Origin of the sequence: Advenella mandrilli (assembly GCF_016595155.1) — a bacterium.
Lineage (GTDB): Bacteria > Pseudomonadota > Gammaproteobacteria > Burkholderiales > Burkholderiaceae_B > Advenella > Advenella mandrilli.
In genome coordinates, this window is the sequence record NZ_JAENGP010000002.1 from 1 (window position 1) to 19,393 (window position 19,393).

General features: G+C 52.4%; 22 protein-coding genes. 13 read left to right on the forward strand and 9 right to left on the reverse strand.

Annotated features, from left to right (window positions below; translation table 11 throughout):
- Window positions 1-279 precede the first annotated feature (279 nt).
- The gene (gene ggt, locus JHL22_RS01595) at window positions 280-2,043 is read right to left on the reverse strand and encodes a gamma-glutamyltransferase (protein ID WP_200233158.1); all 1,764 of its coding nucleotides are present in this window, start codon (window positions 2,041-2,043) and stop codon (window positions 280-282) included.
- A gap of 225 nt (window positions 2,044-2,268) precedes the next feature.
- A complete protein-coding gene (locus JHL22_RS01600) occupies window positions 2,269-2,664 on the reverse strand; it encodes an RNA-binding S4 domain-containing protein (RefSeq protein ID WP_200233159.1) in 396 nt (131 codons plus the stop codon).
- 72 nt (window positions 2,665-2,736) lie between these two features.
- On the opposite strand from JHL22_RS01600, the gene JHL22_RS01605 reads away from it, so the two are divergent.
- Together JHL22_RS01605 and JHL22_RS01610 are read left to right on the forward strand one after the other, a co-directional pair.
- Window positions 2,737-3,228 carry a CreA family protein gene (locus JHL22_RS01605; protein ID WP_200233161.1) on the forward strand — a complete coding sequence of 164 codons (492 nt, stop codon included), beginning with the start codon at window positions 2,737-2,739 and terminating at the stop codon, window positions 3,226-3,228.
- Window positions 3,229-3,305: 77 nt separating this feature from the next.
- Window positions 3,306-4,148, forward strand: a complete 843-nt coding sequence (locus JHL22_RS01610) for a DUF3025 domain-containing protein (RefSeq protein WP_200233163.1) — start codon at window positions 3,306-3,308, stop codon at window positions 4,146-4,148.
- 103 nt (window positions 4,149-4,251) lie between these two features.
- Here the strand turns inward: JHL22_RS01610 and JHL22_RS01615 are convergent, their stop codons facing one another.
- On the reverse strand, window positions 4,252-5,061 hold the full coding sequence (locus JHL22_RS01615) for a sulfite exporter TauE/SafE family protein (RefSeq protein ID WP_200233664.1): 810 nt from the start codon (window positions 5,059-5,061) through the stop codon (window positions 4,252-4,254).
- Between the two features lie 181 nt (window positions 5,062-5,242).
- Between JHL22_RS01615 and JHL22_RS01620 the strand changes: the two genes are divergently transcribed.
- From JHL22_RS01620 to JHL22_RS01650, 7 genes are all read left to right on the forward strand, one after another.
- Window positions 5,243-5,896: a GNAT family N-acetyltransferase gene (locus JHL22_RS01620; RefSeq protein WP_200233165.1), complete on the forward strand. Its 654-nt coding sequence runs from the start codon at window positions 5,243-5,245 to the stop codon at window positions 5,894-5,896.
- 67 nt (window positions 5,897-5,963) lie between these two features.
- Window positions 5,964-6,881 (forward strand): LysO family transporter, encoded by a 918-nt coding sequence (locus JHL22_RS01625; protein WP_200233167.1) that lies wholly within the window; start codon window positions 5,964-5,966, stop codon window positions 6,879-6,881.
- 17 nt (window positions 6,882-6,898) lie between these two features.
- Window positions 6,899-7,783 carry an EamA family transporter gene (locus tag JHL22_RS01630; protein ID WP_200233169.1) on the forward strand — a complete coding sequence of 295 codons (885 nt, stop codon included), beginning with the start codon at window positions 6,899-6,901 and terminating at the stop codon, window positions 7,781-7,783.
- A 231-nt stretch (window positions 7,784-8,014) separates the two neighbouring features.
- Window positions 8,015-8,263, forward strand: a complete 249-nt coding sequence (locus JHL22_RS01635; protein WP_200233170.1) for a GlsB/YeaQ/YmgE family stress response membrane protein — start codon at window positions 8,015-8,017, stop codon at window positions 8,261-8,263.
- Between the two features lie 54 nt (window positions 8,264-8,317).
- A complete protein-coding gene (locus JHL22_RS01640) occupies window positions 8,318-8,665 on the forward strand; it encodes a YkvA family protein (RefSeq protein WP_200233172.1) in 348 nt (115 codons plus the stop codon).
- A gap of 38 nt (window positions 8,666-8,703) precedes the next feature.
- Window positions 8,704-10,080: a DUF2868 domain-containing protein gene (locus JHL22_RS01645; protein WP_200233174.1), complete on the forward strand. Its 1,377-nt coding sequence runs from the start codon at window positions 8,704-8,706 to the stop codon at window positions 10,078-10,080.
- Window positions 10,080-11,471, forward strand: a complete 1,392-nt coding sequence (locus JHL22_RS01650) for a GTPase/DUF3482 domain-containing protein (protein ID WP_234041049.1) — start codon at window positions 10,080-10,082, stop codon at window positions 11,469-11,471. The genes JHL22_RS01645 and JHL22_RS01650 overlap by 1 nt, the downstream gene beginning before the upstream one ends.
- Window positions 11,472-11,622: 151 nt before the next feature.
- Here JHL22_RS01650 and JHL22_RS01655 read toward each other — a convergent pair whose 3' ends face one another.
- The 4 genes from JHL22_RS01655 to JHL22_RS01670 form a co-directional block, all read right to left on the reverse strand.
- Window positions 11,623-11,853 carry a hypothetical protein gene (locus tag JHL22_RS01655; protein WP_200233175.1) on the reverse strand — a complete coding sequence of 77 codons (231 nt, stop codon included), beginning with the start codon at window positions 11,851-11,853 and terminating at the stop codon, window positions 11,623-11,625.
- A gap of 99 nt (window positions 11,854-11,952) precedes the next feature.
- Complete coding sequence (locus tag JHL22_RS01660; protein ID WP_329610615.1) at window positions 11,953-12,450, reverse strand: TPM domain-containing protein; 498 nt, start codon at window positions 12,448-12,450, stop codon at window positions 11,953-11,955.
- Complete coding sequence (locus JHL22_RS01665) at window positions 12,440-13,345, reverse strand: TPM domain-containing protein (protein ID WP_234041050.1); 906 nt, start codon at window positions 13,343-13,345, stop codon at window positions 12,440-12,442. Before JHL22_RS01665 ends, JHL22_RS01660 begins: the two co-directional genes overlap by 11 nt.
- Window positions 13,345-13,971 carry a LemA family protein gene (locus tag JHL22_RS01670; RefSeq protein ID WP_200233176.1) on the reverse strand — a complete coding sequence of 209 codons (627 nt, stop codon included), beginning with the start codon at window positions 13,969-13,971 and terminating at the stop codon, window positions 13,345-13,347. Before JHL22_RS01670 ends, JHL22_RS01665 begins: the two co-directional genes overlap by 1 nt.
- A gap of 375 nt (window positions 13,972-14,346) precedes the next feature.
- Here JHL22_RS01670 and JHL22_RS01675 point away from each other — a divergent pair, with 375 nt between their 5' ends.
- The 4 genes from JHL22_RS01675 (at window position 14,347) to JHL22_RS01690 (ending at window position 17,999) form a co-directional block, all read left to right on the forward strand.
- Complete coding sequence (locus tag JHL22_RS01675) at window positions 14,347-14,979, forward strand: LysE family translocator (RefSeq protein WP_200233177.1); 633 nt, start codon at window positions 14,347-14,349, stop codon at window positions 14,977-14,979.
- 360 nt (window positions 14,980-15,339) lie between these two features.
- Entirely contained in the window at window positions 15,340-17,049 is a 1,710-nt protein-coding gene (locus tag JHL22_RS01680) for a ribonucleoside triphosphate reductase (RefSeq protein WP_200233178.1), read from the forward strand.
- 51 nt (window positions 17,050-17,100) lie between these two features.
- Window positions 17,101-17,280, forward strand: a complete 180-nt coding sequence (nrdD, locus tag JHL22_RS01685) for an anaerobic ribonucleoside-triphosphate reductase (RefSeq protein WP_200233180.1) — start codon at window positions 17,101-17,103, stop codon at window positions 17,278-17,280.
- On the forward strand, window positions 17,277-17,999 hold the full coding sequence (locus JHL22_RS01690) for an anaerobic ribonucleoside-triphosphate reductase activating protein (protein ID WP_407926753.1): 723 nt from the start codon (window positions 17,277-17,279) through the stop codon (window positions 17,997-17,999). The genes nrdD and JHL22_RS01690 overlap by 4 nt, the downstream gene beginning before the upstream one ends.
- On the opposite strand, the gene ubiT is transcribed toward JHL22_RS01690, so the two are convergent.
- Together ubiT and JHL22_RS01700 are read right to left on the reverse strand one after the other, a co-directional pair.
- Complete coding sequence (gene ubiT / locus JHL22_RS01695; RefSeq protein WP_200233182.1) at window positions 17,977-18,480, reverse strand: ubiquinone anaerobic biosynthesis accessory factor UbiT; 504 nt, start codon at window positions 18,478-18,480, stop codon at window positions 17,977-17,979. The genes JHL22_RS01690 and ubiT overlap by 23 nt on opposite strands.
- 20 nt (window positions 18,481-18,500) lie before the next feature.
- Window positions 18,501-19,388 (reverse strand): U32 family peptidase, encoded by an 888-nt coding sequence (locus tag JHL22_RS01700; RefSeq protein WP_200233183.1) that lies wholly within the window; start codon window positions 19,386-19,388, stop codon window positions 18,501-18,503.
- Window positions 19,389-19,393 lie beyond the last annotated feature (5 nt).

Below are 19,393 nucleotides of genomic sequence, written 5' to 3' on the forward strand. Positions count from 1 at the left end.
CTGTTGCTGCCCATTGGGCATGAGTTCAAATCGGTAGGCTTGGAGACGTTGCATGGGTTTAGTATAATTGAAACAGAAAAGAGTGCAGGAAAATGGTGTCCTTCGGACCCTGTGCTATCCATCCCCAACATGAATGATGGGGCTTTCCGCACTTAATGGTAAATGGCGAATACAACGGGGAGTTGATCTAAGGCGCGGCAAACACTGCTCTTCAGAGAACGTCAAGTTTCATTGGAAACCTGACGAGCTGAAACATAACGCGCAGTTAAACTGCCCCTCTTAATAACCAATCGTCACGCCATCCGGGTTACGCGGATCAGAATAACCGTACAGGACATCATCACGTACCTGGATGGTTTGCGTACGCCCCATGGAAGGCTTAAGGGCAATGTTATAGCCCTTTTCCTTAAGCAAAGCCAGGGTATCGGGGCTAAAACCTTTTTCTATACGCAGTTCATCGGGCAGCCACTGATGGTGGAAACGGGGGGTTGACGCCGCCTCAGCCGGGTTCATGCCAAAATCAATACTATTAAGAATGGTTTGCAGCACGGTGGTGATAATGCGTGCCCCACCGGGACTACCGGTTACCAGCCATGGCTTGCCGTCTTTCAATACCAATGTGGGCGTCATGGAAGACAAAGGCCGTTTTGCCGGCTCAACCGCATTGGCATCACCCCCAATCAGGCCAAACGCATTGGGCACACCTGGTTTGGCAGAAAAGTCATCCATTTCATTATTCAGTAAAATACCGCTTTCACCAGCCACAATACCACTGCCAAAATTCAGGTTAAGCGTATAGGTAACCGCAACCGCGTTACCGTTTTTATCTACCACTGAATAATGGGTGGTTTGGTCACTTTCATAAGTTTGCGGCTTGCCCGGCAAAATTTCTTTGGACGGTGTGACCTTATCAGAAGAAATGGCATCGGCCAGACTGTTGGCATAGGCTTTTGAGGTCAGGCCTTTTTGCGGTACTTTGGCAAAATCCGGGTCGCCCAGATATTCGGAGCGGTCGGCATAAGCCCGCTTCATGGTTTCAGCCACCAGAGTAATGGTTTTGGCGCTATTCAGCCCCATGGCATTCAGGTCATGACGCTCCAGCATATTCAGCATCTGGATCACATGAATCCCCCCCGAGCTGGGCGGCGGCATGGAAACCACTTCATACCCGCGATAACTGCCTTTCACCGGCTCGCGTTCCACCACCTTGTAATTGACCAGGTCCTCTTTAGTAATAAGGCCGTCATGTTTGCCCATTTCCGCTACAATCTGCTTGGCTATTTCCCCCTTGTAGAAAGCATCACCGCCTTCTTTCGCAATTAAACGCATGGATTCGGCCAGGTCTTTTTGCACCAGTAAATCCCCCGCCTTCAAAGGCTCGCCATCTTTAAAGAAAACCGCCTTGGTGGTTTCCCACTTACCCAGACTTTCTTTAGTGGCTGCCAGGTTTTCTGCCAGTGAATTGCTAACGACATAACCATTTTCAGCCAGATCAATGGCTGGTTGAATAACCTGTTCCAAGGGCATGCTGCCCCATTTTTTCAGGGCATGTTCCATACCGGCCACCGTACCCGGCACCCCAACCGCCAGGTGGGTATATAGCGAACGGCCGGCAGCCACGTCCCCCTTTTCGTCCAGATACATGTCACGGCTTGCCTTGGCCGGTGCCATTTCCCGGAAATCAAGAGCAATGGTTTGGCCACTATCCTTGTCATGCACCATCATGAAACCGCCACCGCCCAGGTTGCCGGCATTGGGCAGGGCAACCGCCAGCGCAAAGCCGATACCCACGGCCGCATCAACGGCATTGCCCCCTTTTTTAAGGATATCCAGCCCTATGACAGAAGCCAGATGCTGCTCGGTTGCCACCATCCCGTTATGCGCAATGACCGGATGGAAAACATCCATATCATAGTCATACTGCACCTGGGGCGGTGCTACTGGAGCGGGCGTTTTGGCCTGTAACGGTGTAATAGAAACCCCTGCCAGTAATGCCAGGCCAAGGAATGTAACAACCCTACTTCGCTTGAATTGAATAGACATAATGCCTCCTTTGTGGGTGTTTTTTATATTTTTATTTGAACCCAAAACATACCACTTATTTGGTTTTATGTCTGGTTTTATGTCTGGTTTTATGTGTGGAACAAAACCGGGGGCAATACGCATTCCCACGCGGGGAGTGAACTGACCCCTAAAGTTGGACAGCTATTCAACTTATTGGGGTCAGTTCAGAGCATGGGAACGAGAAGGCTTAGAAGCGGGAGTCGCTCAATACCGTCGTTTTAAGTCATCCAGATAACGCCTGTCCCGTTTGGTGGGGCGGCCATGCAAAATGGTATCGGCAGGTTCATTGGCCAGTTTTCTTCTTTCCTGCTCTGCCTCACGGGCCTGGATGCTTTCAGGGGTTTCTTCGTACAGCAATTGCGCCACCGGCGCCGGGCCGCGTACCGCACTTAAGGCCTTGATTTCCACCACCCGGTGCATGCGTTCCTGCCGAATGGTAATTTTGTCGCCCACCTTGACTTCCCGGGCAGGCTTGGTGCAAGACTGTTCATTCACATCAACCCTGCCCTTGCCAACCTCGGTGGCGGCAAGCGAACGGGTTTTGTAGAAACGGGCGGCCCAAAGCCATTTATCAATACGCAGTTTTTCCAGCGGGTTCATTTTTAACATTACAATAATAAGGATCTGATCATCATATTATAGCGATCAGCAACTACCCAAAAGATACTCACCATGAAAAAAATACTTCTGGCTACTCTTGCCCTATCAGGCCTTTTCTTTCAGCCTGCCGTGAATGCAGCAGAAGTGGGCTGCGTCAGCACTACCTGGCGCGTTGTGAATAACGACAAAGTCTGTGTGCAATCTTTCAATGACCCGGATATTGAAGGTGTGGTGTGCCACCTGTCACACGCCCAGACCGGTGGTATCTCAGGCGCACTGGGCCTGGCCGAAAACCCCTCCCGCTTTGCCATCTCCTGCCGCCAGGTCGGCCCCATCAAAGCGGCAAAAGCCATCCCCGATAAAAAAGAAAATATTTTCACCCAGCGCATGAGCCTGTTATTCAAAGACCTGAATGTGACCCGCCTGCTGGATAAACCCAACAAAACGCTGGTTTACCTGGTGGTGAGTGAACGAGTGATTGAAGGTTCACCCTACAACAGCATATCAGGCGTTCCGCTTATGCCCTGGGGCGATAAAATGCCCGAAGTCACTTTTAAAAAATAGTTGTCCACGCCCGTTATAAGCCGGTTTTACCTTCTCCGCCCTTGCCACAGGGGCGGATTAACTTTTTATGCAAAGCCATGCCCATCTCTATCCTGAACAGGATCAATCTTGATGCCCCCTACTGGTCCCCCTGGAAAACCCGTTTCCCTGCCCCGCAGAAAACCGTACCCAGTGTTCACGCATTCCTGAACGACCATCGCCCTGCCCTCCTACCGGTTAACTTCGTCCCACAGGAAACCCTGCCCGATGGCATGGCCTATGAAACCTATATTTATGAAACCGGCAGTGTGCCCACCCGTGATGGCCTGCATGATTATTTCAATGCCCTGTGCTGGTTTACCTTCCCGAACACCAAAATCCGCCTTAACCGGTTACAGGCGGCGCAAATAAAACAAGCAGGTGTGGGTGATACCAGGGGAAAAACAAGGGATGCCATTACGATTATTGATGAAAACGGCTTCTTCATCCAATGCCCGGACGAACTTTGGCAGGCCCTGCAAGCCAAACAGTGGCAAACCGCCTTCCAGGCCTTACGCCCCCTGTGGCGCCAAACCCGGGTTATCGCCTTCGGCCATGCCCTGCTGGAAAAGCTGGTGAACCCTTACAAAGCCATTACCGCCCATGCCATCCGCATACCCAATTCCATTGCGCCAGGCAGCCAAAAGACTGGCCCGGATGAGCTGGCAGCCAACGTGACCGCTAAAGACAAAACCGATCCCGACACGCCTGAGATATTTTCAGAAGCGGCCATCCAGCAAGTAGACGATTATCTGGCCAGGTTCCTGACAGAACAAAGCCTGCAAACCAAGCCTTTTATCCCGCTGCAAATTTTTGGTATTCCGGGCTGGCATGAAGAGCAGGCACAAGTCAGTTTTTACAATGACAACAAGGTTTTCAGGACACCAAAAAGGCCTGATTAAGGCTACCAGTGCAGCGACTTCGGCCCGAAGGGGCCTCGGAGCAAACTGGTAGCCTTAATCAGGCCCGGATACGTATAACCTTGCAAAAAAACGGCAAGCTTACCTAAATCACCCCAAACGCGGTCAGCGACTTATACAACATATACGCACTAATCGAAAACAGTAAACAAGCAAAAATCCGCTTCAGCCTGTCAACCGGCCAGCTATGCGCACACTTTGCCCCTACCGGCGCCAGCAACACACTCATGGTAATTAACACCAGCAAGCCCGGCCAATACACATAACCCAACATCCCATCCTGGATACCCACTGTTTCTATCCCCGAGCTGATATACCCGATACTATTGCCAACCGCTATCGGAAACCCCAACGCCGCCGATGTTGCCACCGCATTGCGAATAGACACATTACACCAGACCATAAACGGCACCGACAAAAAACCACCACCGGCCCCCACCAGACCCGAAATAAAACCAATCCCGGCACCCACGGCCGTACGGCCAGCTATCCCCGGCAACTGGCGTGAAGGCTTGGGTTTTTTATTACGCAACATATTCATGGCGGAATAACCCACAAAAACCGCAAAAAACAAAGCCAGCCAGGCCGTATTAATAAACCTGAAAGCCACACCACCGGCCAGCAATCCACCCAGGATAATGCCAGGCACCAGTGAATAAACCACCGACCACATCACAGCGCCTTTTTTATGATGGGCACGCATGCTGGACAGCGACGTAAATACAATCATGCCCATGGAAGTGGCAATCGCAGCGTGCACAACCAGATCAGCGGGCATCTTCTGCCATGCAAACAGCATCGTCAGAAACGGCACCAGCACCATTCCCCCGCCCACTCCCAGCAAACCGGCCATAAAACCACCAAATGTGCCCAATGCCAACAGGGCCAGAATCATTGTTATTGTTAAGGTCATAATTGCTACTTTAAGTTACCTGATAAAAATTTCATAAAACTATTGCTCTACCCAAACACATTTGGGCATCCAGTTTACCGCAGATGGCGCAGGCCGCAATCTGATACACTGTGATTTTTCTGGATTTCATTCCCGTTTGCTTTTTCTTTTGCAGCCTTACACCATGACCATCTCTTCAGAATCCGGCCAGCCAGCAGTTACTCCTTTTTCCACCCCCATCCACCCAGTCCAGCTTGAAGGCTTTGGGGTTATTCTTCAACCCATGCGCCTTGCTCATGCCGAAGGCCTGAAAAATGCCGCCAGTGACGGTGAGCTCTGGAACCTGGTGTATACCTCGGCGCCCGAACCGGGCCAGGAAACGGCCTATATTGAAACCGCCCTGAAAGGCCAGCAGGACGGTCACATGCTACCGTTTACCGTGCTTGACGCCAAAACCAAAAAAGTCATCGGCACCACCCGTTATCACGATATAGTCACGGACATTGCCCGGCTTGAAATTGGCTATACCTGGTATGCCAAATCCTGGCAGCGCACCCATGTGAATACCGCCTGCAAATACCTGTTGCTATTTTATGCTTTCCAAAGCCTGCAGGCCAATGTCGTGGGCTGGCGTACCGACATCATCAACCAGACTTCACAAAAAGCCATCGAAAGGCTGGGTGCCAAAAAAGACGGCGTATTGCGTGGCCATGCAAAGCGTCGCGACGGTTCTATCAGGGATACGGTCATGTACAGCGTCACCCGTGAAGAATGGCCGGCCATTAAAAAGTCACTGCAAGAAAAACTGGCCGCCTTCAATAAAAACACCCCGGTTTAAGCCATTTAACGGCCTTATGCCTGTTTGCCATACTTAAACAGGCATAAGGCCTCAAAAGGTGCCCTTCTTGAAAGACCTGCTACTGTCGTTATTGCCGATTTGCCTGTATCTGGTTCTTGGTCTGATAATTGGCAAAATACTGCCTGCCACCCAGTCGGCCCGTTTGGCCCGGCTGGTGACGCCGTTTGTCTGGCTGCTGCTGTTTGCCATTGGCTATAAATTTGGTCTGCAACTGGAAAACCTGCAAAATGTCACGCAAATTTTAGGCATTGCCCTGGCCTACGCCCTGGGTACCACGGTTTTTTCTTTTATTGGCTTGTGGATGCTCTTCCCAAAAGGCCCCAAAACCACTGCCGAAGCCACCTCGGATTTTGGCATTTGGCATGTGATTTGGGAGTGTGGCATTGCCTTTGCCTTTATATTGGCGGGTATTGGCCTGGCCAAGCTGTTACTAATGGCCCAATTAAATACCGAACTGCTGCCTTCGGTTGAAACTTTCCTGTATATATTGCTGGTATTGATTGGCATCGACCTGATCAACGCCCCCATTTCCCTCAAGTTCCTGCAGTTCAGGACCATTGCCACGCCCGTCGTGGTTATTCTGTTTTCACTGTTTGGCGGGGCTGTCGTTGCCTGGTTAATGGGCATGGATATCCGCAATGGCCTGGTCATGTCTGCCGGCTTCGGCTGGTTTTCGCTATCTGGCGTGATGGTTACGGCCCGTCTGGGCGAATTCTACGGTGCCACTTCCCTTATGACCGACCTGTTCCGAGAGTTGCTGTCTATTGTGGTGCTGTTTTTTCTGGGTGCCCGCCATCCGGTACCTGCCATTGGCACAGCCGGTGCTACGGCTCTGGATACCACCCTGCCCATTATCAAGAAAATGTCGGGCAACCATTACATTGCCACCGCCATTTTCAGCGGGGCGTTCCTTAGCCTTGTGGCCCCCTTCCTGCTGGCCTGGCTGCTGGCAATGTTCAATTAATCTTTCAGGAACCCATTATGCCGTTGACCGACTGGTTATTCGCCCTCCTTGTCATTGTGGTATGGGGTATCAATTTCATTGCGATTAAATTCGGCCTGGTTGATTTTCCACCTTTGTTGCTGGGCGCACTGCGTTTCATGGCGGTTGTCTTCCCGGCCATTTTCTTTATCAAGCGCCCCAACATTTCCTTCAAGCTGCTGCTGGTTTATGGGCTCACCATCAGTTTCGGGCAGTTTGCCTTCCTGTTTACCTCGCTGGCGGTTGGTATGCCAGCCGGGCTGGCTTCCCTGCTTTTGCAGGTACAGGCTTTTTTCACGGTCTTGCTGGCCGCCCTGGTGCAGCATGAAAAAATCCGGCCCCATAACCTGCTGGCGATTGCCATTTCCCTGCTTGGCCTTTTTATTATTAACACCAATGCCAGTGCCGGCCCCCCCATTCCCCTTCTGGGACTGGTGTTTATCTTTCTGGCCGCCTTTAGCTGGTCCACTGGCAATATTGTTATCAAGCAGGCCAAAAATGTAAACATGCTAAGCCTGGTGGTCTGGGGTGGTACCATTCCCATTATTCCGTTCCTGCTTTGTTCATGGATTTTTGAAGGTGGCGACCTTATGGTGGCCAGCCTGCAATCGGCCACCTTTACCGGTATTGCCGCTATTATGTACCTGGCTTATGGTGCAACGCTGGTGGGTTACGTATTGTGGGGACGCCTGCTTAGTAAGCACCCGGTGGGCCTTATCGCCCCCCTAACCCTACTGGTGCCGGTAATTGGCCTGCTGTCTGCCACATGGATCCTGAATGAACAGCTGTCTGTCCTGCAATGGCTGGGGGGTGCGGTGGTTATGCTGGGCCTGATTGTAAACATCTTTGGCCCCAGGCTACGTAAATTAATTACCTCCCATTAAATCCCAAAAAACACTTTTTAGTGCACCACCAAATTAAAATACAGATATATTCTGCTCACGCAAAATACATTTACAATCAAAACTGAACAATTTTTTACCTTGCAGACAAAGATATAAACAGAAATTACCCTTACACTTGTAAGCGCACATTCGGAAACATTTCCGGCCTTGCTTACAGGTAAACAAGCCTTATATTAAGCATGAAGGCCTCATCCACTCGGAGCGTCATAAATGGATATTATCTGGGAAATAATCATTGGTTTTCTGGTTGGTCTGGTGGCCCGTGCCCTTATGCCCGGCTCCCAGTCGTTGGGATTAATCATGACGACCCTACTGGGTGTGGTTGGCTCATTGGTTGCCACCCATTTGGGTGTCGCAGTCGGTTTTTATGAGGCCGGCAGCAGCGCACGCTTTATTGGCTCGGTCGTTGGCGCCATGATTGTCCTGTTTGTTTACGGTTTAATCGCCAAAAAGAAATAGCTGCACGCTTGGTCAATTGCATGCCATAACACCCGCAATTTTTAAGGAAAAACAATGATTCAGTCCCGTTTCGGTGACCAATCAAGCGCCCGCAATCAATCTGGCGTCATCAGCAAGCTGGCACGCCTGGCAAAAAAAGCAGGCAGGCCTGTCATTGAAAAAGCCCTGTTCCTGTTTTTCGCCGTACAAAACCCTAAAACACCGGCCTGGGCAAAACGCGTTATTTACGGTGCACTAGCCTATCTTGTCTTGCCACTTGATGCTATTCCCGACCTGATGCCCGTTGCCGGTTTTACCGATGACCTGGGCATTATTACCGCTGCCCTGGCAACGGTCTCTTTATATATTACCGCCGACGTTAAACAACAGGCACGGCAAACATTAGACAAGTGGTTTGAATAAAGGCAATAATCGTTTATTTGCATTACTCACGATTATTTATGCCGCAACACTCACTCAAGGATTACTGGATAACCGAAACCCTAAGGCTTAGGGAAGAGCACTGGGGGCCCATTGAAGACGCCACCCTGCTGCACCAGATCCGCCATAGCCAGGAACCCGTCAGCCATAAAATCATCCAGCGTGCCGTCTTAATGGCCAAACGGGACGGGCTGGCAGCCACCATTGAAAAATGGAGTGCCCATGCACGCCTGGCTTTTTGGGCCATGGCATTGCTGGCCATTTTTGCCGGTATCGGCATGGCAGCCAGTGCCCTGGGAACGGGTCATGTCAACCTGCTGCTGGCACTGGTTGCCTTGCTGGGCTTGCACGCCATTACTTATTTATTCTGGCTGCTGTCTTTTTTGGCCCCTTATCATGGTGGTACCCTGCTGGGCCAGGCTTGGCTTTGGTTGGGCAAAAAACTGGCCCGTGGGCCCGATGCCACCCTGGCCCCACAGGCATTTATTAATATCCTTAACCAGAACAACGGCTTGCGCTGGCTACTGTCGGCCATTAGCCATGGTATCTGGGTGGTGATCATGGCGGCTGGTATTATTACCCTGCTGGCCCTGCTGGCAGCCCGGCAATATACCTTCGGCTGGGAAACCACCATCCTGCCCACCTCTTCCTTTGTGTCCATCACCCAGAGCATTGGCTTTTTGCCGCATTTATTGGGCTTTTCCATTCCTTCGGCTGATATCATCCAGCAAAGCAGCGGCCTGCAAACCGCCGGCCCCGCATCACAGGCCATCTGGTCTTCCTGGCTGATTGGTGCAGTCATGGTGTACGGTTTGCTGCTGCGCCTGGCCAGCCTGCTGCTGTGCCTTTGGAAAACCCGGCAAGCCATGCGCCAAATACAGATTGATGAAACCCTGCCCGCCTATGCCGGCCTGGTAGACCGCCTGTCTGCACACAGCGAGCATATCGGGGTGGATGCCCCCGCCCCGGCCTTGCAAACCGCCCGGCGCAACACTCATCCTGCACTGGTACCGGCAGGCAGCCCGCTGGTGGTGGGGCTGGAATTAAGCCCGCGTGCGCCATGGCCACCCTTTGCACTGCCCGCCACCGTGCATGACCAGGGCAAGCTGGAAAGCCGCGAGCAGCGCCACCAGCTGCTGGCACATATGACCCGCCAAACCGTACCGGCCCTGCTGATTGTGTGTGATGCTGCACAAACCCCCGATCGAGGCACCCTGCATTTCATTACCGACCTGTCCAATCTGGCTTCGCGCACCGATATCTATCTGCAAAGCGGTCACGGCAAAGCGGAAAACCGCCTGCCATTATGGAAAGAGCGCCTGCAACAGGCCGGTTTTGGCATTGAACAGTTGCATGACACACAAAAAACACTGCCACAATGGATTCAGGCAAGTTGATGAATATGGAACCAAATAAAATACTGCATCTGGCGGTTGTTGGCCACACCAACACCGGCAAAACCTCATTATTAAGAACCCTTACCCATGATACCGGGTTTGGGGAAATTGCCGACTTTCCCGGCACCACCCGTCATGTGGAAGGCGCCCGCCTGTTCCTGAACGGGCAGGCCGCGGTTGAACTGTTTGACACCCCGGGGCTGGAAGACGGCATTGCCCTGCTGGATTACCTGGACCAGCTTAAAGCGCAGACCCGGCAAGATTCATCCCGTTTTGATGGCCCGGAAAGCATTCAGCAGTTTCTGGACACCCCGGAAAGCAGGCAGCGTTTTGAACAGGAAGCCCGGGTTTTACGCAAACTGCTGGAATGTGATGCCGGTTTATATGTCATTGATATTCGCGACCCCGTACTGGCCAAGCACCGGGATGAACTGGCCATTTTAAGCCGGTGCGGACGACCGCTGGTGCCCATTCTTAATTTCATGCACAGCAGTCCCAATTACCTTGCTGACTGGAAAGAATCCCTAAGCCGCCTGGGCCTGCATTTAAGCATTGAGTTTGACTCGGTTGCCCCGGCCCTGGATGGTGAAGAACAGCTTTACCAGAAGCTAGCCCTGGTCCTGGACGGCCATGCCGCTACCCTGAAAGCGCTATCTGAAGACATCCACCGGCAACGCAAACTGCGACGGGACATTGCCTACAACATGATTGCCGAGCTCCTGATTGATGTGGCCGCTTTTCGCTATACCTGCGCGGGTGATGAAGAAAGCATCAAAAGCGCCACGGCCCTGTTACAGGACGTGATCCGCCAGCGGGAACAGGAAAGCATCCAGGCCCTGCTAACGCATTACCGTTTCAGGCAGGAAGACTATCCCGACCAGACCCTGCCCATTGAAGGTGGGCGCTGGGGCATGGACCTGTTCCAACCGCAAGCATTGATGGAAATGGGCATCCAGGTGAGTAAAGGGTTTGTGGCCGGGGCCATGGCCGGCGCAGCGGTCGATGTCATGTCAGCCGGACTAAGTCTGGGCACCGCCACCCTGATTGGCGGCGTGATTGGCAGCGTATGGCAGGGCGTGGACAAATTTGGCAAGCGCATTCTGGGCAAGCTGCAGGGCTACCGCGAAATTACCCTTGATGACGCGATTATCCGCCTGCTGGGCATCCGCAGCCTGCAACTGCTTAACGCCCTGGAAATGCGTGGCCACGCAGACCAGCGCCCCATTATGCTGAACACGGAAACCGTTACCGACCAATTCAAGGAAGGTGATTTACCCGAAGAAATCCTGGAAGCCCGCAGCCTGCCGCAATGGTCCAAAATGAGCGAGCATTTTGAAACCGGCGCCCGTCGTAATGCCGCCATCAAGTCGCTGGCACGTAAACTTCGTTAACAGGTGCTGAAGGGCGGGGTTATACGATGTAGTGGTTGACATCCTCCCCGCCCTGAACGACGGGGTTTTACGCGCAAATCCGATAAATGCGCATTCCCACGCTGGAGTGAACTGACCCCAATAAGTTTAATAGGAGTCCAACTTCTGGAGGTCAGGACATGGGAGCGGGAAAGGCCACCACCCCGTCGCTACGCGCCACCCCTCCGCAGAGGGGAATTTTTCTTCTTCGTGGCAACATCTGTATCAGAACATGAGAACGAAAAGGAGTCCAACTTCTGGAGGTCAGGGCATGGGAGCGGGGAAAGGCCACCACCCCGTCGCTACGCGCCACCCCTCCACAGAGGGGAATTTTTCTTCTTCGTGGCAACATCTGTGTTTGCATTCCCCTCTGTGGAGGGGTGGCAGGCGAAGCCTGACGGGGTGGTTCCTGGCCCCATTTTCCTGCTTGGGAACGCTCCGCGTCACACAAAAACGCCTACCCTTAAAGCATCACCGGCGCATCGGGCAGGAAATTGGGGCCATTCTCACCCGCTTCCTGAGTGCAATATTGGGCCAGAATGGCCTCTAGCCCAATCACGGCTTCGGTCAGGCCTTCCTGATATTGATCTTCAGAAAAACGCAGTTCCAGTCCCGAACAAACCGCCTTCCATTCATGTTCCGCCGATTTCAGGCCCTTATCAGCAATAATTTCAATTTTGTGCCGGTCTAGTGCAATATATAGCAACACCCCCGTGTTATGGGGCGTCTCCCACACTCGCAGGCGGCCAAAAACCTCCAGAGCCCGTTCGGCACTGCTTTTGACATGCGAAGGCATGGCCGCTTCTATGGCAACCACCAGCTCGCCATGATGATGGGTTTCTTCACTGACGCGGATCTGTTCGGTAATGTCCTTCATGAAACCGGCGTGAAAGTGCTTGCGTCTCAGCCACCAGCCATGCATAGAATCCAAATCGAGCCATTTTAACCATTTACCAGCCACCGGATGCTCCTCCTCCGCCACTGCTTCCGCCACCACCGCCGCCGAAGCCACCGCCACCAAAACCGCCACCGCCAAAACCTCCGCTACCAAAGCCACCACCGAAACCGTCGCGTCTGCCACGGCCACGGCTGGCACTGCTGATCTTGCGTTCGGGCATGAACTTATGGGCAATAAAACTAATTAAAAACCCGCCCACGGCACCCAGCAGGGCAAAACCGAAGCTGCCGGTAACACCAAAAATAACCACCCCGGCAATGACCGCTGCCAGCAAGGCCGGCCACAGGGAAATAAAAAATGCCATGAAAATAAAAAACGGCCAATCCTCTTCATCAAAATCGGATGACTGCTGCCAATCATTAACGGGTGGGGGCAGCTCTTCGGTTTCAATCAGGTCCACCAGCGCATCAACACCGGCCTGTACGCCACCGGCATAGTCATCCATCTTGAAATGCGGTGCCACATGATCATTGATAATCCGCGAGGCAAGGACATCGGGCACTGCACCTTCCAGGCCATAGCCCACTTCCAGCCGCATGCGGCGGTCATCCTTGGCAATCAAGAAAAGAATGCCATCATCCACCTTGGCCCGGCCCACTTTCCATTCATCAAAAACCCGGCGCGAATAGGTTTCAACCGTATCGGGCCCCACCGTGGGCACCATTAGCACAAACACCTGGGCGCCCTTGCTTTTTTCAAGGGCCTCCAGTTTTTGTTCGATATCGGCCTGCTGCGCGGCTGAAAGCGTACCGGTAAGGTCGCTTACCCGCGCCTGCAGGTTGGGTACGGGCACCAGTTCCTGGGCGCTGGCCTGCCACCCTGCCAATGCCAGCAGCATGAAAAGCAATGACAGGACATAGCGTGTCATTACGGGGGAACGAACAAATGAAGCAGACATTACTGTACCGTTGCGGGTTGGTTGGCCCGTGGCGAAGTATCAAACCGAACTTCAGGCACACGCATGATTTCCGCCTGGTTTTCTACCCCGAAATTGGGCTTGACATCGTAGCCAAAGATTTTGGCGGTAATCAAAGTGGGGAACGTACGGATAAGCGTATTGTAGCCTTGCACTTCTTTAATATAACGGCCGCGGGCAGTGGCTATCCGGTTTTCAGTGCCTTCCAGCTGCACGTTAAGATCGCGGAACAAGGCATCTGCCTTCAGTTGCGGGTAATTTTCTGACACGGCAATCAAGCGGGACAGGGCCGAAGTAAGTTGCCCCTGGGCGGCCTGGAACTGGGCTAGTTCTTCACCGGTAGGCAGTTTATCGGCCGAGACCTGCACCGAGCCCACCCGTGAACGGGCATTGGTCACTTCGATCAGCACCTCGCGCTCATTAACCATATAAGCATTAACACTGGACACCAGCTGGGGCACCAGGTCGGCACGGCGCTGGTATTGGTTAAGGGTCTCGGACCAGGAAGCCTTGACACCTTCATCCAGCGTCTGGATCTCGTTATAGCCGCAGCCAGCCAAAACCGTTGACAGCAAAAAAACACTAATGAGGGAAAAAATTCGTTTCATGATTTCTCTTTAAGACTTGAATAAGCAGGGCCAAGGCAAAACAGGCCTGTTCAGGGGGATTATATCCTGCCAAGGCGTGCCAGCCGTTGTAAAAAAACGGCGTAAACAGGGTAATCGGGTTAATTAATGCAAAAACCAAGGCCCAACAAGGTGATATTTGCTGCGGCAGCCAGGAAGGTAATCAACGAGGCCTCGCGGGGTTTAGATTCGATAACTACAGCAAATCAGCGAAAACCCAGACAAGCATAAAAAAGTATAAGGTCGTATAAGTTAAACATCATGCTCCTTAACCTGGCACGGTCAATTTCAATGCTGGAGTCATGGTAAAATTCAAGGTTCCCGCATTATTTCTAACTCTCTACTCCCGCCCTCACCATGTCTCTTTCCGTCTGGCTTACCCTTTTTGCCGCTTCCTGGGCTATTTCAATCTCACCCGGGCCGGGTGCCGTGGCATCCATGTCATCGGGTTTGCGCTTTGGATTCAAACGGGGTTACTGGAACGCCATTGGCCTGGCTATTGGCCTTGCCATCCAGTTTGTCATTAGCGTGATTGGTGTTGGTGCCCTGCTCGCCACCTCTGAAATGGCGTTTAATATCGTCAAGTGGGCGGGCGTACTTTATCTTATTTACCTGGGCTATAAACAATACCGTTCGCCGGTTGCCATGATCCGGCTTGAGCAGGATTCTCTACCCAATACGCCTGCCCACAAACTGGTTATGCAGGGTATCCTGGTGAATATCATGAACCCCAAAGGGGCCATTTTCCTGCTGGCGGTCATTCCGCAATTTCTTGACCTGTCCAAACCGCTGCTTATCCAGTATGCGTTAATTTCCTCTACCCTGTGCGCTGTGGACCTGGCCGTGATGGCCGTTTATACCGGCCTGGCGGCCAAGGTTATGCATCTCATGCGCAACCCGCATCATGCGGCCAGAATGAATAAGTTCTTTGGGGTGTTATTTATTATGGCTGCCCTGTTTATGGCAGGCATGGGGCAAAAGCTGGGCTAAGAGGTGTTCCTGTACAGAAAGCTGGCTGTATACGTTTCCACTCAGGAGCGTCGGAACGAGGACGAGTTGAGTGCGGGAAGCGGTCTGTTTTTTCTTCCGATGCTCCTGCGTGGGAATGAGGATTCCTAGCGAGTAAAGTAAAGCGTTCTGACACTGCCGATGCAGCGACTTCGGCGCGAAGCGGCGTCGGCGCAAATCGGCAGTGTCAGAACGCGCTGCCAAATAAATATAATCAGAATCCGGCAGAAGATTAATCCAGATCAAGCTATCCGCTTTTATTGCAAACCCACCCTTGAAACAACTACATCTTGTGTTTAATATCCATAAAAACACCATATATAGTTTTTCAAGGATAAACGCATGTCACAGGAAAGCCTGATCAATGCCCAAACCAGCATTGATGAATATCTCAGCCAAGCCGACTGGCGTGTTAACGCCAATGCCAACCAGGGTTACTCGCTGGGCGGCCTGATTCTGAACATTTCCGGCAAAATGATTGCCACCTACTGGCTTAACCACATTTACCCACCCGAAGTCGGCCAGGCGCACCGTGATGCCGACTTGCACATTCATGACCTGGACATGCTTTCCGGCTACTGCGCCGGCTGGTCACTGCGTACCCTGCTGAACGAAGGACTGAATGGCGTGCCCGGCAAAGTGGAGTCTTCCCCGCCCAAACACATGTCCAGCGCGATCGGGCAAATTGTGAATTTTTTGGGTACCCTGCAAAATGAATGGGCCGGCGCCCAGGCTTTCAGCTCTTTCGACACCTACATGGCACCTTATGTACGGGTAGACAAACTGGACTACCCCACCGTCAAGCAATACATGCAGGAACTCATCTACAACCTGAACGTGCCTTCACGCTGGGGTACGCAAACCCCTTTTACCAACCTGACTTTTGACTGGATCTGCCCCGAAGACCTGCGTGAACAAACGCCGGTTATCGCCGGCAAGGAAATGCCATTCAACTACGGTGAGCTGCAAACCGAAATGGACATGATTAACCGCGCCTACATTGAAATCATGATGCAGGGCGATGAAAAAGGCCGGGTGTTCACCTTCCCGATTCCCACCTACAACATTACCGAAGACTTTGACTGGCACAGCCCCAACGCCGAGCTGATGTTTGAAATGACCGCTAAATACGGCCTGCCGTATTTCCAGAATTTCATTAATTCCGAGCTCAAGCCCAATATGATCCGCTCCATGTGCTGCCGCCTGCAGCTGGACTTGCGCGAATTGCTCAAGCGGGGCAATGGCCTGTTCGGCTCAGCGGAACAAACCGGTTCCCTGGGTGTGGTTACCATTAACTGCGCCCGCCTTGGCTACCAATATGCCGGCAATGAAGCCGCCCTGTTTAAGCGGCTGGACGAACTAATGGAACTGGGCAAAACCAGCCTGGAACTGAAGCGCACGGAAATCCAGAAACACATGGATAACGGCCTGTTTCCCTACACCAAACGTTACCTGGGCACCTTGCGCAACCACTTTTCAACCCTGGGGGTGAATGGCATTAATGAAATGATCCGCAACTTCACTCATGACGAACATGATATTACGTCTGAATGGGGGCATGACTTCGCCATCCGCCTGCTGGATCATATCCGCGCCAAAATGCTGGTTTTCCAGGAAAAAACCGGTCATATGTACAACCTGGAAGCCACCCCGGCCGAAGGCACCACCTACCGTTTTGCCAAGGAAGACCGCAAACGTTTCCCGGCTATTTTGCAGGCGGGCACGACAGACATGCCCTATTACACCAATTCTTCCCAGTTACCGGTCGGTTTTACCGACGACCCCTTCGAGGCACTGGAAAGGCAAGACGACTTGCAACGCAAATATACCGGTGGCACCGTTTTACACCTGTACATGACCGACCCGCTTTCCACGGCGGATGCCTGCCGCAACCTGGTCAAGCGTGCCTTGGGGCGCTTTCATTTGCCTTACATAACCGTGACGCCCACGTTTTCCATTTGCCCCAAACATGGCTACCTGGGCGGAAGCCATAAATTCTGCCCGAAATGTGACGATGAACTGATCCAGAAAAAACTGAAAGAAGCCGCATAGATTCATTTAATCTAAACAAACCCAAATCAATTCAAATCTAAAGGAAATAAAATGCAAAGCACCCTCATGAACAAACCCGCAAACATCACGCTTAGCGACGAAGAACGCCAGCCATGCGAAATCTGGACCCGGGTCATGGGCTACCACCGCCCCATGTCTTCATTCAATATTGGCAAAAAAGGTGAATTTCATGAAAGAAAATACTTCAGCGAAAAAGAGGCCCGCCTTTGAATCCTGACGCAGCACCAGCTTCTTCGCTAAGGGTTGGGGGCATGACCCCCTTCAGCACCTCGGACTACCCCGGCCAGATGGCCACCGTACTGTTTGTGCAGGGTTGCCCCTGGCGCTGTGGCTACTGCCATAACCCGCATTTGCAGGAACGGGGAACCAGCAACCCGCTGGACTGGGACAACATCATGACGTTCCTGCAAAAGCGGGCCGGCCTGATTGACGCCGTGGTATTCAGTGGTGGCGAACCCACCATTGACCCTGCCCTGGAAGAAGCCATGCAACAGGTTAAGGCACTGGGTTATAAAATCGGCCTGCATTGCGCGGGTATTTACCCACGACGGCTGAAAGAAGTACTGCCACTGGTAGATTGGATTGGCTTGGATATCAAGGCGACATTTAATAAATACGCCCATATCACACAATTTGCCGGCAGTGGCGACCAGGCCCTGGCCTGTTTACAGGCGGTGCTGGCCAGCGGGGTAGACTATGAACTGCGCACCACCCTGCACCCCCTGCTGCTGCCCGAAGAAGACTTATTGGAACTGGCCAACAGCTTGGCCAACATGAACGTGAACAATTATGTATGGCAACTGTTTCGTGACCAGGGTTGCAACGATGTCGTCCTGAACAGCACCACCCTGGCCGGATACCCGTCTGAAGCATTGGTTGAACAGGTATCGGCCATGTTTACGCGTTTTACATTAAGGAAGAATGCCTAGCATCGTTGGCAGGCCTAACTAACCGGCCAATGATCTGCATGCCAGGCAGGTTTTTTAATACCTGTTCGGGCGACAGCACCGATAAATCAATCCCATCCAACGTATTTTTAACCATCAGACCCAGCTCTGTGTCGCCTTCTATCATCATGCGACGACTAAAAAACAGGGTATCGGGGTCTTCTTTACGCTGGATCATTTGCCAGTAATCGTACAGGCTTGAAGCAATAACCAAGTCTGGTTCTTCAGCATACCGGGCACAGGCCACAAACGCACGGTTGCGCCAGCTATAGTCAAAAGAAATGCCCGCGTCTTTGACCTCCAGACGCAGTTTTTTATTCTGAAGGCGGCCTAGCACATCTTCAGGCAAATGCTTTTTCAATAACAGGTTAAGCCCGTTAACAAAGAAAAACGTGCCGGGATAAGACGGCAGTTTTGAAAAAACCGTTTTCACAAACGGCGGAAGCAAAAAAGGCTTGTCCATCGTATTTCTCCAAAGATGGCTTAAGCCGCCACCTGTTCAAGGCCCGGCTTGCCATGCCAGTAGCCATTACAACCTTGTTCGGGCATTAAGGGTTCAATGTGTGCCATGGCACTGGCCACATCAAGACGATTGTTAATAACGGCATCGTACAGTTCAACAATTTTGTCGGTATCTTGCCATTGCGGACTAATACGGACAATATCCACGCCCGTTTCACGCATGCTGTGCACGTCGGCCAGCAGGTTATACACCAGCGCCGACTGGGTTTGTATGCCGTTAAGCACCAGGAAAGGCTGGCTTTCGCGGGTTTTCATCATGAGGCCATTTGGGTGATCCATGCACACGTACTGACAGTTGTCTTTGGGCAGGTTGCGGTTTCGGGCGGTAAAGCAGCGGGCTGAAAAGGCCAGTGGCAAACGGCCATAGGCAAACACTTCGGTTTCTACCGGAAACTGTTTTTCGGCCAGAATGCTGGCCAGGCCAGCCTGTCCCATTTCCAGCGGCATCACCCAACGCCTGGCCCCCTGCTTAACCAGCAACTCAAGGGAAGGCACGCTAAACAGGTTTAAAAAGGGACCGGCCACAAAACCTTGCCCTTGCAGGCAATGCACGGCACCCATGTCATTGGCTTCCACCGTGAACGCTTCGTTAGCCACGATTTTTCTGAGTACTTTAAGGTCGCTTTCGCCTTCCAGCAAGGTTTGCGTAGACAAAACCACTTCTTTGCCACAGGCCTTCAGGTCACGGGCAATATCCAGCCAGTCGGGCAGGCGCAGCTCATGGCGGCGCGAACAGACCGTTTCCCCAAGATACACGATTTGTGCGGCGCTTTCGGCCATTTTTCCGTAAAAAGACACGACTTCATTGCGTGACCAGTAATACTGTATGGGTCCCAGTGCGATTTTCACAAGAA